The organism is Streptomyces sp. NBC_00443 (assembly GCF_036014175.1).
Classification (GTDB): Bacteria; Actinomycetota; Actinomycetes; order Streptomycetales; family Streptomycetaceae; genus Streptomyces.
In genome coordinates, this window is sequence record NZ_CP107917.1 from 8,331,080 (window position 1) to 8,344,616 (window position 13,537).

The 13,537-nt window shown below is 69.3% G+C and carries 15 protein-coding genes; 10 read left to right on the forward strand and 5 right to left on the reverse strand.

Features of this window, described 5'->3' with window-relative positions; genetic code table 11:
• Positions 1 to 5: 5 nt before the first annotated feature.
• The gene (locus OHO27_RS37935; protein WP_328429456.1) at positions 6 to 557 is read left to right on the forward strand and encodes a GNAT family N-acetyltransferase; all 552 of its coding nucleotides are present in this window, start codon (positions 6 to 8) and stop codon (positions 555 to 557) included.
• A gap of 18 nt (positions 558 to 575) precedes the next feature.
• Here OHO27_RS37935 and OHO27_RS37940 read toward each other — a convergent pair whose 3' ends face one another.
• Positions 576 to 1,259, reverse strand: a complete 684-nt coding sequence (locus OHO27_RS37940) for a glycerophosphodiester phosphodiesterase (protein ID WP_328429457.1) — start codon at positions 1,257 to 1,259, stop codon at positions 576 to 578.
• Between the two features lie 397 nt (positions 1,260 to 1,656).
• On the opposite strand from OHO27_RS37940, the gene OHO27_RS37945 reads away from it, so the two are divergent.
• From OHO27_RS37945 to OHO27_RS37955, 3 genes are read left to right on the forward strand one after another with little or no spacing between them, the layout of a single operon-like run.
• A complete protein-coding gene (locus OHO27_RS37945) occupies positions 1,657 to 3,054 on the forward strand; it encodes a DUF6421 family protein (protein ID WP_328429458.1) in 1,398 nt (465 codons plus the stop codon).
• A gap of 44 nt (positions 3,055 to 3,098) precedes the next feature.
• Positions 3,099 to 3,848, forward strand: a complete 750-nt coding sequence (locus OHO27_RS37950) for an SDR family NAD(P)-dependent oxidoreductase (protein WP_328430670.1) — start codon at positions 3,099 to 3,101, stop codon at positions 3,846 to 3,848.
• Positions 3,845 to 4,915 (forward strand): threonine aldolase family protein, encoded by a 1,071-nt coding sequence (locus OHO27_RS37955; RefSeq protein ID WP_328429459.1) that lies wholly within the window; start codon positions 3,845 to 3,847, stop codon positions 4,913 to 4,915. Before OHO27_RS37950 ends, OHO27_RS37955 begins: the two co-directional genes overlap by 4 nt.
• 23 nt (positions 4,916 to 4,938) lie before the next feature.
• On the opposite strand, the gene OHO27_RS37960 is transcribed toward OHO27_RS37955, so the two are convergent.
• Positions 4,939 to 6,306, reverse strand: a complete 1,368-nt coding sequence (locus tag OHO27_RS37960) for a hypothetical protein (protein ID WP_328429460.1) — start codon at positions 6,304 to 6,306, stop codon at positions 4,939 to 4,941.
• A gap of 206 nt (positions 6,307 to 6,512) precedes the next feature.
• Here OHO27_RS37960 and OHO27_RS37965 point away from each other — a divergent pair, with 206 nt between their 5' ends.
• Entirely contained in the window at positions 6,513 to 7,085 is a 573-nt protein-coding gene (locus tag OHO27_RS37965) for a transglutaminase domain-containing protein (protein WP_328429461.1), read from the forward strand.
• 20 nt (positions 7,086 to 7,105) lie between these two features.
• The gene (locus OHO27_RS37970) at positions 7,106 to 7,792 is read left to right on the forward strand and encodes a B3/B4 domain-containing protein (protein ID WP_328429462.1); all 687 of its coding nucleotides are present in this window, start codon (positions 7,106 to 7,108) and stop codon (positions 7,790 to 7,792) included.
• Between the two features lie 131 nt (positions 7,793 to 7,923).
• On the opposite strand, the gene OHO27_RS37975 is transcribed toward OHO27_RS37970, so the two are convergent.
• Complete coding sequence (locus OHO27_RS37975) at positions 7,924 to 8,652, reverse strand: lysophospholipid acyltransferase family protein (RefSeq protein WP_328429463.1); 729 nt, start codon at positions 8,650 to 8,652, stop codon at positions 7,924 to 7,926.
• Positions 8,653 to 8,838: 186 nt separating this feature from the next.
• Complete coding sequence (locus tag OHO27_RS37980) at positions 8,839 to 9,255, reverse strand: DUF4395 domain-containing protein (RefSeq protein WP_328429464.1); 417 nt, start codon at positions 9,253 to 9,255, stop codon at positions 8,839 to 8,841.
• Between the two features lie 77 nt (positions 9,256 to 9,332).
• Between OHO27_RS37980 and OHO27_RS37985 the strand changes: the two genes are divergently transcribed.
• The 4 genes from OHO27_RS37985 (at position 9,333) to OHO27_RS38000 (ending at position 12,533) form a co-directional block, all read left to right on the forward strand.
• Positions 9,333 to 9,746 (forward strand): TlpA family protein disulfide reductase, encoded by a 414-nt coding sequence (locus tag OHO27_RS37985; RefSeq protein WP_328429465.1) that lies wholly within the window; start codon positions 9,333 to 9,335, stop codon positions 9,744 to 9,746.
• A 209-nt stretch (positions 9,747 to 9,955) separates the two neighbouring features.
• Positions 9,956 to 10,465, forward strand: a complete 510-nt coding sequence (locus OHO27_RS37990) for a flavin reductase family protein (RefSeq protein ID WP_328429466.1) — start codon at positions 9,956 to 9,958, stop codon at positions 10,463 to 10,465.
• A gap of 242 nt (positions 10,466 to 10,707) precedes the next feature.
• A complete protein-coding gene (locus OHO27_RS37995; protein WP_328429467.1) occupies positions 10,708 to 11,496 on the forward strand; it encodes an electron transfer flavoprotein subunit beta/FixA family protein in 789 nt (262 codons plus the stop codon).
• Between the two features lie 74 nt (positions 11,497 to 11,570).
• On the forward strand, positions 11,571 to 12,533 hold the full coding sequence (locus tag OHO27_RS38000) for an electron transfer flavoprotein subunit alpha/FixB family protein (protein WP_328429468.1): 963 nt from the start codon (positions 11,571 to 11,573) through the stop codon (positions 12,531 to 12,533).
• Between the two features lie 80 nt (positions 12,534 to 12,613).
• Here the strand turns inward: OHO27_RS38000 and OHO27_RS38005 are convergent, their stop codons facing one another.
• Positions 12,614 to 13,525 (reverse strand): endonuclease/exonuclease/phosphatase family protein, encoded by a 912-nt coding sequence (locus OHO27_RS38005; protein WP_328429469.1) that lies wholly within the window; start codon positions 13,523 to 13,525, stop codon positions 12,614 to 12,616.
• Positions 13,526 to 13,537: the final 12 nt, after the last annotated feature.

Below are 13,537 nucleotides of genomic sequence, written 5' to 3' on the forward strand. Positions count from 1 at the left end.
CCCCCATGGACACCACCGCGACCGCCGCCGCCGACGGACTCACGTTCCGTGACGCCACCGACGCCGACGTGGAGACGCTGGTCGCGCTGATCGAGTCCGCCTACCGCGGAGACTCCAGCCGGGCCGGGTGGACGACCGAGGCGGACATCCTGGAAGGCCAGCGGACCGACCCCGAGGGCGTGCTTGCGGTCATCAAGTCGTCGGACAGCCGGCTGCTCACCGTCGAGCGGGACGGGCAGCTCGTGGCCTGCTGCCAGCTCGAACACCGTGGCGTCCACGCCTACTTCGGGATGTTCGCGGTGAGCCCCGCACTCCAGGGCGCCGGCCTCGGCAAGGTGATCATCACGGAGGCGGAGCGTCAGGCCCGCGCGACCTGGGGCGTCACCGAGATGCACATGACCGTGATCTCCGTACGCAACGACCTGATCGCCTGGTACGAGCGGCGCGGCTACCGCCGTACGGGACGGATGACCCCGTTCCCGTACGGCGACGACCGCTTCGGCATCCCACAGCGCGCCGACCTGCAGTTCGAGCTGCTGGTCAAGGAGCTGGCGTGACGTTCATGCGGTGGCCGTTCACGCCGTGAAACGGCCGGTGCGCTTGATCTCCGGGTAGTCGGTGGTCGCGCCGTCCAGTTCCAGGGCCCGTACGAGCCGCAGGTGGTCCTGGGTGTTGACCACCCAGCCGATGATCCTGAGGTCCGCCTTGCGGGCGTGCTCCACGACCTCCAGGTTCAGTCGGCGGATGTTGAGGCAGACCGTCGCCGCGCCGGCCTCGACGGCACGGTCCACGATGTCGGTGCCGAAGCGGCTGGCGATCAGCGCGGTCCTCACGCCGGGCACGAGGCGGGCGATCTCGGCGACGGCGTCGTCGTGGAACGAGGACACCTCTACCCGGGAGACCAGGTCCCGCCTGGTCATCACCTCGGCGAGCGCCCGAGCCGCCGCGACATCCTTGATCTCGGCCTGCAGGGGCGACTTCACGGCGTCGAGGACCTCCTCGAAGACCGGGACGCGCTCGCCGCGGCCCGCGTCCAGGGCGCGCAGCTCGGCGAGGGTCTTGTCGGCGATCGCGCCGGTGCCGTCGGTCGTGCGGTCCACATCGGTGTCGTGCATGACGACGAGGGCGCCGTCCTTGCTCAGGTGGAGGTCGAGTTCGATGACGTCGAGGCCGGCCTGCTGGGCGGCGACGAACGAACGGAGGGTGTTCTCGGGTTCGACACCCATGACTCCGCGGTGACCGATGGTAAGGAAGTTCAAGGTTCAACTCGCTTCCGTCGACGGCGGCTCGGCGTGCGCGCAAACCGGAGGAGGCTGTTCGCGCGGCAGATCCGCAGCCTAGTGGCCCCGGCGCGTGATGAACCCCACGTGTACGCAGGGTTTGCGGCAGTGGACATGTCGTGCCTGGATCGCACCCCTCCCGATGGTCACCCGCCCGTGGGCGAGTCCCGCAGGGATTGACCTGCCGCCGCGGCCCGCCTGTTCATCCGTGCGCATGCCCACGCATGGACGGGGTATGCGCCATCAGGATGACCAACAGCAAAAGTTGCGGTGACCATGGGGGTGCACAGGATAATTTCCCGGCTCTCCTCTTGCTGGGAGGAACCTCGTGTGTATACGGTCTCCATACGCGAGGTTCTCCCGTGGAGGATGGGACATGACGGAAATTCTTGTGCAGACGGCTACGGAGGAGCGGGTTCCTCCTGTGACCAGGGTGGTGGAGCACCCGGCGTGGCCGGTGCTCAAGGATGCCGTGGAGCGGATCCGGCCATGGCAGTCCAAGGACGGGTCGATCGACTTCGAGGCCGAGGGCGCGCCCGAGCGCACGGACGCCGAGGCCGCCGTACGGCGTGTCGTGGACGCGGTGGTGGAGCTCTCCCCGCTGCTGCCGCATGACGCCGCCTACCACGAGGCCCTGGTGAAGGACCTGCGCCGCTGGTCCGAGGGCGGCTTCGAGGTGCCCGACTTCCTCGACTCGCTGCTGGCCTTCCAGCCCGCCACGAGCCGCGCTGACGGTCTCCAGCACCTGGTCGTCTTCGCGATGTACACGCAGAACGGCAACCCCGACCGCAACCTCGAAGCGGTCGTGCTGCGCATGGTCTGGCCGGACTGGCTGGCCGAGCTGGAGCGCACCCGCTACGACAACCCGCTCTTCTGCGGCATCAAGTTCGAGGACTTCACGGCCGGCTACGACACCAACTCCGCCGTGCTCTTCCCCGAGACGATCGCCGTGCGCGAGGCCCCGGAGCGCTTCACGTGGGGCGGCATCTTCTGCGACCGCGAGGCCGCCCGCTTCCGCCGGGTCACCGACGCAGCCGTCGACATCCTGGGCCTGGAGCTGCCCGAGGACATCGCCGCGATGGTCCACGACCAGAAGCGCTGCGAGGAGGCGTTCGTCCTGTGGGACATGGTCCACGACCGCACCCACAGCCACGGCGACCTGCCGTTCGACCCGTTCATGATCAAGCAGCGCCAGCCGTTCTGGATGTACGGTCTGGAAGAGCTGCGCTGCGACCTCACCGCCTTCAGGGAGGCCGTGAAGCTGCAGGCCGACGGTGTCCCGCAGGCCCGTGACGTGCAGTACGCCGTGCTGTTCGACCGCATGTTCCGCTTCCCGGTCACCGGCGAGCGCGTGCGCAACTACGACGGCCTCGGCGGCCAGCTCCTCTTCGCCTACCTGCACAAGCACGACGTCGTCCGCTGGACCGACAACAAGCTGTTCATCGACTGGCAGCGCGCCCCGCAGGTCACCAACCAGCTGTGCGCCGAGATCGAGACGCTGTACCGCGACGGCATCGACCGTCCCAAGCTCGTCCACTGGTTCGCGGGCTACGAGCTCGTCTCCGCCTACCTTTCCCCGCACCCGGGATCCAAGTGGGCCAAGGGTCCCGACGCCCTCGACCTGAGCCTGCCGCCGCGCAAGCTCGTCGATGACGTGCTTCCGGACGAGTTTCCGCTGAGCATGTTCTATGAGGCCCTGTCCAAGAAACTCAAGAACGTGATCGCCTCCACCAAGGGCATCACGGCGGACAGCGCCGAGCGGATCGCTGCGTGAGCGACCGCGGCACCGAGTACACAGCTCAGCAGGAGGCGAAGAAGATGGCGGGGAACGGAGCTCTCAGCGGTGCGGTGATCGCGGTGGCCGGCGCGGGTGGACCCGCCGGGCAGGCGGCGCTGCTTCGACTGGCCGAGGCGGGCGCGACCGTCATCGGCTCGGACAACGACCCGGAGCGGCTCGCCGAGGCCGTGGACGCGGCGAGTTACGCGCACGGCGGTGCCACCGTCGTCGGGGACACGGTCGACCTGCTCGACCGTGAGGCCACCCGCGACTGGGCGGACCGCATCGAGAAGGACTTCGGCCGCGTCGACGGCCTGGTCCATCTCGTCGGCGGCTGGCGCGGCAGCGAGACCTTCATCAAGACGAGTCTCGACGACTGGGACTTCCTGGAACTGCTGCTGATCCGCACCGTGCAGCACACCTCGCTGGCGTTCTTCGAGGGCCTCCAGCGCAGCGAGCTGGGACGGTATGTGCTGATCAGTGCCGCCGGCGCGTCGAAGCCGAGCGCGGGCAACGCCTCGTACGCCGCCGCCAAGGCCGCCGCCGAGGCCTGGACGCTCGCGTTGGCCGACGCCTTCCGCAAGGCCGGGGGCCCCGAGGGGCCGACGTCCGCGGCTGCCATCCTGGTGGTGAAGGCGCTGGTGCACGACGCGATGCGCGCCGACCGCCCCAACGCGAAGTTCGCGGGATTCACGGACGTCAAGGACCTGGCCGATGCCGTCGTCGGCGTCTGGGACAAGCCCGCCGCCGAAGTGAACGGAAACCGTCTGTGGCTGACCGAGAAGCCGTGAACCCTCCGAAGACCGACGCCCGTCGCCACCACGACCCGGACGTCCGCGGCTTCGCCAGTGACAACTACGCCGGTGCCCACCTCGAGGTGCTCGCCGCCCTGGCCCTGGCCAACGGCGGGCACCAGGTCGCGTACGGCGAGGACGACTACACCGAGAACCTCCAGCGGATCGTCCGCAGCCACTTCGGCGCGACCGCCGAGGCGTTCCCGGTGTTCAACGGCACCGGCGCCAACGTCGTTGCGCTCCAGGCGGTCACCGACCGCTGGGGTGCGGTGATCTGCGCCGAGAGCGCGCACATCCACGTCGACGAGGGCGGGGCGCCGGAGCGGATGGGCGGCCTCAAGCTGCTCACCGTGCCCACGCCCGACGGCAAGCTCACCCCCGAGCTGATCGACCAGCAGGCGTACGGCTGGGAGGACGAGCACCGGGCGATGCCCCAGGTCGTCTCGATCACCCAGAGCACCGAACTCGGCACTCTCTACACGCCGGACGAGATCCGCGCGATCTGCGAGCACGCCCACGCGCACGGCATGAAAGTGCACCTGGACGGCTCCCGGATAGCCAACGCGGCCGCCTCACTGAACGTGCCCATGCGGACGTTCACCAACGCCGTCGGCGTCGACATCCTCTCCCTTGGCGGCACCAAGAACGGCGCCCTGTTCGGCGAGGCGGTCGTCGTCCTCAACCAGGACGCCGTCAGCCACATGAAGCACCTGCGCAAGCTGTCCATGCAGCTCGCCTCCAAGATGCGCTTCGTGTCGGTGCAGTTGGAGGCCCTGCTCGCCAAGGACCTCTGGCTGCGCAACGCCCGCCACGCCAACGAGATGGCCCAGCGCCTCGCCGAGGGCGTCCGCGCCGTGCACGGCGTCGAGATCCTCTACCCCGTGCAGGCCAACGGCGTCTTCGCCAAGCTCCCGCACGACGTGAGCGAGCGCCTCCAGAAGAGGTTCCGCTTCTACTTCTGGGACGAGGCGGCGGGTGTCGTGCGCTGGATGTGCGCGTTCGACACGACCGAGGACGACGTGGACGCGTTCGTGGCGGCGCTCAAGGAGGAGATGGCCCGCTAGGCCTTCTCCTCCCTCGGCACCGATCAACCGTTGACGACGATCGCGGCACTGTTGTTGCGCAGGTCCGGGTCGAACTTCCTGATGGACAGCTCCGGATCGTCGTTGAGGGTTTCGACGGTGGTGCGTGCCCCGCGCACCACCTGGTCGATCCGGAGCTGCACCTCAAAGGTGTGGGACGCCTTGTCGTGCAGGTGGATCGGCGTCCGGCAGAGGTGGGCCGGCACGGGAGACCCCTCCTCTGGCGGCTCCGGGGTCGAGCAGTTCTCCGGCAGGCCTACGACCGTCGTCCCCTCCGGCGCCTGGAACCGCACGGTGGCGACGGCCGCGCCCACGCCCAGCGACGCCACCCAGGCCGGGCCGCGGTTGTGAACGGTGACACGCGCGGTCACGGTGTCCCCGACGGCCCCGCGCACCCTGCTGCCGGTGAGCTTCAGGTCGGCGGTGTTCCTGGCGTCGAGGATGACGGTCCGATAGTTGTCCGACAGATCCAGGTCCTCTTCACCGACGGCGGCCCGCTGCGCCGCCACGGGGCGCAGGTTCAGCTCGTGGCCCGTGCCCGGGGTCCACGTCTCGCCGCCCCGGGCCTCTTCGAGTGCCTCGTCCGAATACGGCAGTACGGAGTGGTCGAACCGCTCGTACAGCGCGTTCCGCCCGACATGGAGGGCGGTCGTCAGGGCGTACCGCTCGCCCGGAGCCACTGCCTCGTCCAGCACGCACAGCGCGAACGTACCGATGGCGTGGTCCCGGTACTCACAGTTGGAGTGCCGTTCCTTGAACCGAAGGCCGTACGACGAGTAGATCGACAGCAGTGTGCGGTCCACGGTGCGGTTGCCGTTGTTGGCGACCGTCGCCCCTACCCGGGTGTTCGTGCCTGGCGTGAGGTCCCGCTGGTGCGCGGCCTGGCTGAGCCCGAGGTCCGGGCCGTCGCCCAGGGTGATCCGGGTCTCCGCCGGAACTGCCGTCAGCTCCCCGGCGGCGGCCGAGTAGCGCACGTTTCCGTACGCGCTGAGGTCGGCGTCCGGCAGCGCGCGGAGTCCGAGCCGGGCTGCCGCCACGCCGTCGGTCCCCACCGGCATCTCGGGGAAGTCGCAGACCGCCTTGAGGGCCGACTCGGGCACGCAGTTCGCGGGCCACGACACTCGCGCGAACGAGGCGATCTCGCCGACGTCCACGGTCAGTTGGCCGGTCGGCACCCCGTTCTCGGTGTTGTCGTGGGTGACCCCGACATCGAGGGCACGCTCAGACGCCGTGCCGTCCGAGCCGGGCCCCGGCAACACGGTCTCGGACGGCACGCTGATCCACAGCTGGTCGGACGCGGCGTGTACGGGGCCGGCCCCGACCGCGGCCAGGGCACAGCCGGCGAGCGCGGCTCCGAGCAGGCGATGCTTCATGAACTCCCCCTTGTCGATGACCGGTCGGTGACGAGACCGGCGGCACGGGGGAGGGGTTGTACCCGCCGGGCTGGTTGCGGCGATGTTCGGCCGTTCCTCGGCCGTTCTCACGGAGACGGAAGCGGCTTGCCAGCTTCATGTATAGCTATGCGTTGAGCGGAAAGTTGATTGACGATGATCGCGGCGCCCGCTTACGCTCTGCTCTCATGCAGATGATCCAGCAAACCGCCGACCTCTCCGCCTATTTGGTCGCTGACGAGGTGATTGACCATCATCATCCAGTCGTTCGTGAGACGGCGGCGAAGCTTGCCTGCGGTGCGGCGGACTCGTATGAATATGCACGGGCGGCGTTCGAGTTCGTGCGCGATGCCATCCCGCACTCGCAGGACTCCCGAGATCCCCGCGTCACCTGGCGCGCCTCCGACGTCCTGGCGCAGGGCACCGGCATCTGCTACGCCAAGGCCCACGCGCTGGCCGCTTTGTTGCGGGCCGAGGACATCCCGACGGCGCTGTGCTACCAGAAGTTCGAGGTCGTGCACGGCCTGGTCGCCGTGCGGTTCAACGGTGCCTGGCATCGGCAGGATCCGCGGGGCAACAAGCCTGGCGTCGACGCCCAGTTCTCGCTCGACGGCGAACGGCTGGCCTTCACGCCCGATCCGGCGTCCAATGAGATGGACTACCCGGTCCTGTATGCTGCACCGCACTCGGTCGTAGTCGATGCCCTCAAAGCCGCCCCTGACCGGCCGTATCCGTGGCAGCACCTGCCCACCGCACTGTGAACCCCGAGGTAAGGCGGACCATGACTCTCACCCTGACCGTCTCCGACGAGGTGCGCACCCTGGCACCCGGCTTCACCCACGTGGCGGTCGAGGCGCACGGCCTGGTCAACGGACCCAGTACCGAGGCGAGTTCCGAGCTCCTCGACGACGCGGCCCGGCGGCTCGCCGTACGCCTGGACGGGCGTGCTCCGCACGAGGACCCGCACATGGCGGCCTGGCGCGAGGTCTACACGGCGTTCGGGTCGAAGCCGTCCCGGACCCGCAACTCCGCGGAGGCGCTGGCCAAAAGGGCACTGTCGGAGGCGGGGCTGCCCCGGATCAACCTGTTGGTGGACGTCTACAACGCCATCAGTGTCGCCCACCTCATCCCCGTCGGCGGTGAGGACATCGACCACGTCGAGGGCGGCATGCGCCTGGAGCGTGCCACCGGCGAAGAGGACTTCATGACCGTCGCCGGCGGCGAGGAGGCCGTCGAACACCCGGACGCGGGCGAGGTCGTGTGGCGCGACGACGCGGGCGTGACCTGCCGCCGCTGGAACTGGCGCCAGGGCCCCCGCACCCGGCTCACCGAGGAGTCCGTTTCCGGGATCTTCCTCCTGGAGAGCCTGTCCCCGATGCCGGTCGCCGAGGTCGAGCAGGCAGCGGCCGAACTCGCCGAGCTGCTGGGGAAGTTCAGCCCGGGCGCGCAGATCTCCGTCCATCGCTGAATGGCGGTGCAGCGGCGCCTGGAAAGGGGCTGGGGGCCTGTACCGACATGCGGCTACGCCGCGTGGGCGCGATCAGTCACACCGGTGCCGCAGACGACCGACGGTTCATCGCGGCACCCACAGCGGAGCGCCTAGCGGGCGTCGGTCTCGCGCACCTGCTCCGGCGTAGGTGCCGTGCCGCCGAGGTGGGCCGGCATCCACCAGGTGTCGTCCGAGTCCTTCGGGCGTACGGGGTAGGCGCGCTGGGCTGCCTCAAGGAGTTCCTGGACGCGCTCGCGCAGCTGGCGGGTGATCGCGCCCGCGTACTTGTCCTTGGAGGCCTCGATCGCCTCGCCGACCCGGATGGTGATCGGGGTGTGGCTGCGCTTGAAGTTGCGCGGGTGGCCCTTGGTCCACAGGCGCTGGGTGCCCCACACGGCCATCGGGATCAGCGGCACGCCGGCCTCCTGGGCCATTCGCGCGGCACCAGACTTGAAGCTCTTGAGCGTGAACGACTGCGAGATGGTGGCCTCCGGGAAGACCCCGACGATCTCGCCGGACCGCAGTGACTGCAGTGCGTGGGCGTACGCCGCCTCACCCTGCTTGCGGTCCACCGGGATGTGCTTCATCCCCCGCATCAGCGGACCGGAGATCTTGTGCCGGAACACCGACTCCTTCGCCATGAAGCGCACAAGGCGCTTCTGCGGGAGTGCCGCCAGGCCGTCGAAGACGAAGTCCAGGTAGCTGATGTGATTGCTCACCAGCACGGCGCCGCCCGAGCGGGGAATGTTCTCCGATCCCTTGCAGTCGATCTTGAGGTCCCACGCCTTGAACAACGCTTGGGCGAGACCGACGACGGGACGGTAGACAAGCTCTGCCATGGACGGGGTGGACCCTTCCTTCTCTGCCTGGGAAGGAGGCTCCCAGTGAAAAGTTACGCAGCCGTAGGTTTACGGCTTGTCGCAGATCGTGCCCCAAGAACGGCCGAGGGCCAAGCCCAAGTGCCTGGGAACGGCGAGATCCTCGTCACGTCGACCCGTGATCCACCTCGGGCTTTTGTGCCGTCTTTACTCGGCGCGCACCGTCACTCGCCGCAGCAACAGATACGCCTCGCAGCCCAGGCAGTAGCCGAAGGCGGCGTTGAGGAAAGCGGCCGCGAGCGCGGCTCCGGTGGCGGCGAGCCCCAGCCATTCGGGCCCGAGCGTGTACCCGACCAGCCCGAGGCCCGCGAAGAGCAGCCCGACCGCCTGGGCGAACTGCGGCGGCTCCGGGGACTCGAACTCGGTCGGCGGTCCGAGCCGCGGCCGTACAGCTGTGCGGAACAGCCATCCGTAAGGCGAACGGCCCACCCCGCCCGCCGCGCCCAGCGCGAACGCCAGGGTCTGCCAGGCCAGCAGCCAGGCGCTCCCGGTGACCAGGACGGCCGCCAGCACCACGGTCGTCACGGCCGCCCCGAAGCGCGGCCCCCTCACGTCAATGTCCATGAATCAAGCATTCCGCAAGGGAAAGGCTTCCGGGGAGTCGGGAATCTTTGCAGTCTCGTGAACGCTTGAGGAGGGTGATGACCGGACTGGTGGTGTGCGTGGCGGTGCTCGCGGCGGCGAGTGCCTACGGATTGCTGCAGCTGCGGCGGAGCGGGAGAGTACGGGTGCGCGGGCGCGATGACGGAAAGCGGCTCGAAGCGGCCGAGTTGGGCGCCGCGCTGGGCGAGCGCGCCACCCTCGTGCAGTTCTCCAGCGCCTTCTGCGCCCCCTGCCGGGCCACCCGGCGCGTGCTCGGCGAGGTCGCCGGCATGGTCCCGGGCGTGACCCACGTCGAGATCGACGCCGAGGACCACCTGGACCTCGTACGCCGCCTCGACATCCTCAAGACGCCGACCGTGCTGGTCCTCGACGCTGCCGGAAACGTCGTACGCCGGGCCACCGGTCAGCCGCGCAAGGCGGATGTGATCGCGGCACTGGGCGAAGCGGTCTGAGGGGGCGTGAGGCCGAGGGTGAGTCATCTCCCACATCCCGGAACCCACTTGACTGTGCGTACCACCTATCGTCAGCCTGACCTTATGCCTGAGGAACTCCTTCTCTTCGGACGGGCTCACGTCGATCTGGCCCGCACCGCGAGCGCGCGCTGTCCGGGCTGTTGAGCACTCACGGATCGCCACGCATCCCCTTGCAGAAGGACAACTCCATGACGGCCACGTCCGGCCTCGGTACCCCTCGGCTCGCCTCTCCCGACCTGCTCCGCTCCGTCTTCCGGCGGCATGCCGCCGGAGTGGCAGTGATCACCGCCCGCGGTGAGACGGGCCCGGTCGGCTTCACCGCCACCTCTGTCACGTCCGTCTCCGCGGATCCCCCGATGGTCTCGTTCGGCATCGGCACCGGCGCGTCCAGCTGGCCGGCGATAGCCGCGACGGAGTACGTCGGCGTCCATGTGCTCGGCGAGCACCAACAGGAGCTCGCCGCCACCTTCGCCCGTAGCGGCGCCGACCGCTTCGGCCCGCCCACGGCCTGGGGTGAGGGCCCGGAAGGCGTCCCCGTCCTCGATGACGTCCTTGCCTGGACGGTGTGCCGGGTCGTGGCACGCGTTCCGGCCGGCGATCACCGCATCGTGCTGGCCGAGGTCGTGCTGGGCGACTCCACGGGTCCCGGGCGTCCGCTGCTGTACCACCAGGGCCGGTTCAACGGCCTGCGTGACTGACCTCACCGCACCGATGTGACGGAACCGGCTGCCCACGGTTCTGCGAAGCCGTCGGTTTCCGATTACGCTGCGTTGCAAAGGTCACAGTTCAAAGCGCTTGCTTAGCGGGGATGAACTGGGTGTACTGACGAGTAATATTTCGCTCGGAGCGCGAGTCGCCCCGAACGGGAACGGCCGCTTGGGGCGCCTATGCTGCCTGCAAGTAGGCAGCAGAGAAATGTCGACGCAGTAGGAGAGCCGGCGTGAGCTTGAGGATCGTTGTCACCGTGAAGTACGTGCCCGACGCCACTGGCGACCGGCACTTCGCCGATGACCTGACCGTCGACCGGGACGACGTGGACGGTCTGCTCTCCGAGCTCGACGAGTACGCGGTCGAGCAGGCGCTGCAGATCTCCGAGAACTCCGACGACGACGTGGAGATCACCGTTCTGACGGTGGGCCCGGAGGACGCCAAGGACGCGCTGCGCAAGGCGCTGTCCATGGGAGCCGACAAGGCGATCCACGTCGAGGACGACGACCTGCACGGCACCGACGCCCTGGGCACCTCGCTGGTGCTGGCCAAGGCGATCGAGAAGGCCGGCTACGACCTGGTGATCTCCGGCATGGCCTCCACCGACGGCACCATGGGTGTCGTTCCGGCCCTGCTGGCCGAGCGCCTGGGCGTCCCGCAGGTCACCCTGCTGTCCGAGGTCTCGGTCGAGGACGGCACGGTCAAGGGCCGCCGGGACGGCGACGCCGCCTCCGAGCAGCTCGAGGCCTCCCTGCCGGCCGTCGTGTCGGTCACCGACCAGTCGGGCGAGGCCCGCTACCCCTCCTTCAAGGGGATCATGGCGGCCAAGAAGAAGCCGGTTCAGGCCTGGGACCTGTCCGACCTCGACATCGAGGCCGAGGAGGTCGGCCTGGAGGGTGCGTACACCGTCGTGGACGGCGCGGCCGAGCGTCCGGCCCGCACCGCCGGCACGATCGTCAAGGACGAGGGCGAGGGCGGCAAGCAGCTCGCCGAGTTCCTCGCGAGCCAGAAGTTCATCTAAGGGCCTGTCGGCCCGCTGAGGCTCAACACCCCTTCCGCCCCTTAAGCCTTCGCAATCCGCAGGAGAGCAATCCCATGGCTGAAGTTCTCGTCTACGTCGACCACGTGGACGGTGCCGTCCGCAAGCCCACCCTGGAGCTGCTGACCCTGGCCCGCCGCGTCGGCGAGCCGGTCGCCGTCGCGCTGGGCAACGGCGCCGCCGACACCGCCGCCACGCTCGCCGAGCACGGCGCGGTCAAGGTCCTCACCCACGAGGCCGCCGAGTACGCCGACTACCTGGTCGTCCCGAAGGTCGACGCCCTCCAGGCCGCCGTCGAGGCCGTCTCCCCGGCCGCCGTCCTGGTCCCGTCCTCCGCGGAGGGCAAGGAGATCGCCGCCCGTCTGGCGCTGCGCATCGGGTCCGGCATCATCACCGACGCCATCGACCTGGAGGCCGGCGACGAGGGCCCGGTGGCCACCCAGTCGGTGTTCGCCGCGTCCTTCACCACCAAGTCCCGTGTCTCCAAGGGCACCCCGGTCATCACGGTCAAGCCCAACAGCGCCGCCGTGGAGGCCGCTCCGGCCGCCGGTAGCGTCGAGGCGCTGTCGGTGTCCTTCTCCGCCCAGGCGACCGGCACCAAGGTCACCGGCCGCACGCCGCGCGAGTCGACCGGCCGTCCGGAGCTGACCGAGGCCGCGATCGTGGTCTCCGGTGGCCGCGGCGTCAACGGCGCCGAGAACTTCGGACTCATCGAGGCCCTCGCCGACTCGCTCGGCGCGGCCGTCGGCGCCTCGCGTGCCGCCGTGGACGCCGGGTGGTACCCGCACACCAACCAGGTCGGCCAGACCGGCAAGTCGGTCTCGCCGCAGCTGTACATCGCCTCCGGCATCTCCGGTGCGATCCAGCACCGCGCCGGTATGCAGACCTCGAAGACGATCGTGGCGATCAATAAGGACGCCGAGGCCCCGATCTTCGACCTGGTCGACTACGGCGTCGTCGGCGACCTCTTCGACGTCGTCCCGACCCTGACCGAGGAGATCAAGACCCGCAAGGGCTGATCCCGCACGGGCACACTGAGGCCCCCGTGACCGTCCGGCGGTCACGGGGCCTCGGCCCGTTTCAACCCAGGGTCCGCGTCTCAGCCCAGGGTCAGGGACGCCTGCACGGGCAGATGGTCGCTCGGGAACTGGCCGCCGGCGGAGAAGGTGTTGATCGTCGCCCGGTGCGCGGTGACGGCGGGCGTGGTCAGGACCCAGTCGATGCGGTCGCCGTCCGGCGTCAGCGGCTTGTAGCCGTGGAAGGTCGCGTACAGCGCGTTGTGTTCGCTCGCGGTGTCCCAGGTGTCGACGAGGCCGGCGCCGAGCAGAGTGTCGTACACCGTGTTCTTGTGGGCGGCGACGTTGAAGTCCCCGGTCACCACGACCGGCAGGGTGCGGTCGAAGCCCGCGATCCGCTCGGCGATGAGTGCGGCGCTTCGCTCGCGCGCGTATTGGCCCACGTGGTCGAAGTGGGTGTTGAGGACGTAGAACTCCCGTCCGCCGTCGGTCAGATCGCGGAAGCGGACCCAGGTGACCATGCGGGCGAAGGCCGCACCCCAGGTGTTGGAGCCGATCACGTCGGGGGTGTCGGAGAGCCAGAAGTGGTCGTACTCGGTCGGGCGCAGCCGGTGGGAGTCGTAGAAGATCGCCATGGACTCGTCGCGGCTGCCGTGCAGCCGGCCGGTGCCGACCCAGTCGTATCGCGGGCCGAGGTCGGAGTCGATGTCGAGCAGCTGGGAGAAGATGCCCTCCTGGGTGCCGAGGACGTGCAGGGCCTCGCGGCGCAGCAGCTCGCGCATCACCGGTCTGCGCACGCTCCAGCTGTTGGGCTCGGTGGTGCTCGCGAAACGCAGGTTGAAGGACATGACCTGGAGGTGCCGGCGGGCGGCCGGGCGCTCGCCCGCCGAGGCGGACGTCGTGGGCAGTGCTGTACTGGACAGGGGAGCGGTGACCGCCGCTGCTAACACGGCCTTCAGACCCAGACGGCGCGTGACTCGGCTGTGGTTCGGCACTGCGGGCTCCTT

What these genes read in the sequence shown, in the direction of transcription:
- OHO27_RS37935 (WP_328429456.1), top strand. Translation starts at nt 6, where the DNA reads ATGGACACCACCGCGACCGCCGCCGCCGACGGACTCACGTTCCGTGAC.
- OHO27_RS37945 (WP_328429458.1), top strand. Translation starts at nt 1,657, where the DNA reads ATGACGGAAATTCTTGTGCAGACGGCTACGGAGGAGCGGGTTCCTCCT.
- OHO27_RS37950 (WP_328430670.1), top strand. Translation starts at nt 3,099, where the DNA reads ATGGCGGGGAACGGAGCTCTCAGCGGTGCGGTGATCGCGGTGGCCGGC.
- OHO27_RS37960 (WP_328429460.1), bottom strand. Translation starts at nt 6,306, where the DNA reads ATGAAGCATCGCCTGCTCGGAGCCGCGCTCGCCGGCTGTGCCCTGGCC.
- OHO27_RS37965 (WP_328429461.1), top strand. Translation starts at nt 6,513, where the DNA reads ATGCAGATGATCCAGCAAACCGCCGACCTCTCCGCCTATTTGGTCGCT.
- OHO27_RS37970 (WP_328429462.1), top strand. Translation starts at nt 7,106, where the DNA reads ATGACTCTCACCCTGACCGTCTCCGACGAGGTGCGCACCCTGGCACCC.
- OHO27_RS37975 (WP_328429463.1), bottom strand. Translation starts at nt 8,652, where the DNA reads ATGGCAGAGCTTGTCTACCGTCCCGTCGTCGGTCTCGCCCAAGCGTTG.
- OHO27_RS37980 (WP_328429464.1), bottom strand. Translation starts at nt 9,255, where the DNA reads ATGGACATTGACGTGAGGGGGCCGCGCTTCGGGGCGGCCGTGACGACC.
- OHO27_RS37985 (WP_328429465.1), top strand. Translation starts at nt 9,333, where the DNA reads ATGACCGGACTGGTGGTGTGCGTGGCGGTGCTCGCGGCGGCGAGTGCC.
- OHO27_RS37990 (WP_328429466.1), top strand. Translation starts at nt 9,956, where the DNA reads ATGACGGCCACGTCCGGCCTCGGTACCCCTCGGCTCGCCTCTCCCGAC.
- OHO27_RS38000 (WP_328429468.1), top strand. Translation starts at nt 11,571, where the DNA reads ATGGCTGAAGTTCTCGTCTACGTCGACCACGTGGACGGTGCCGTCCGC.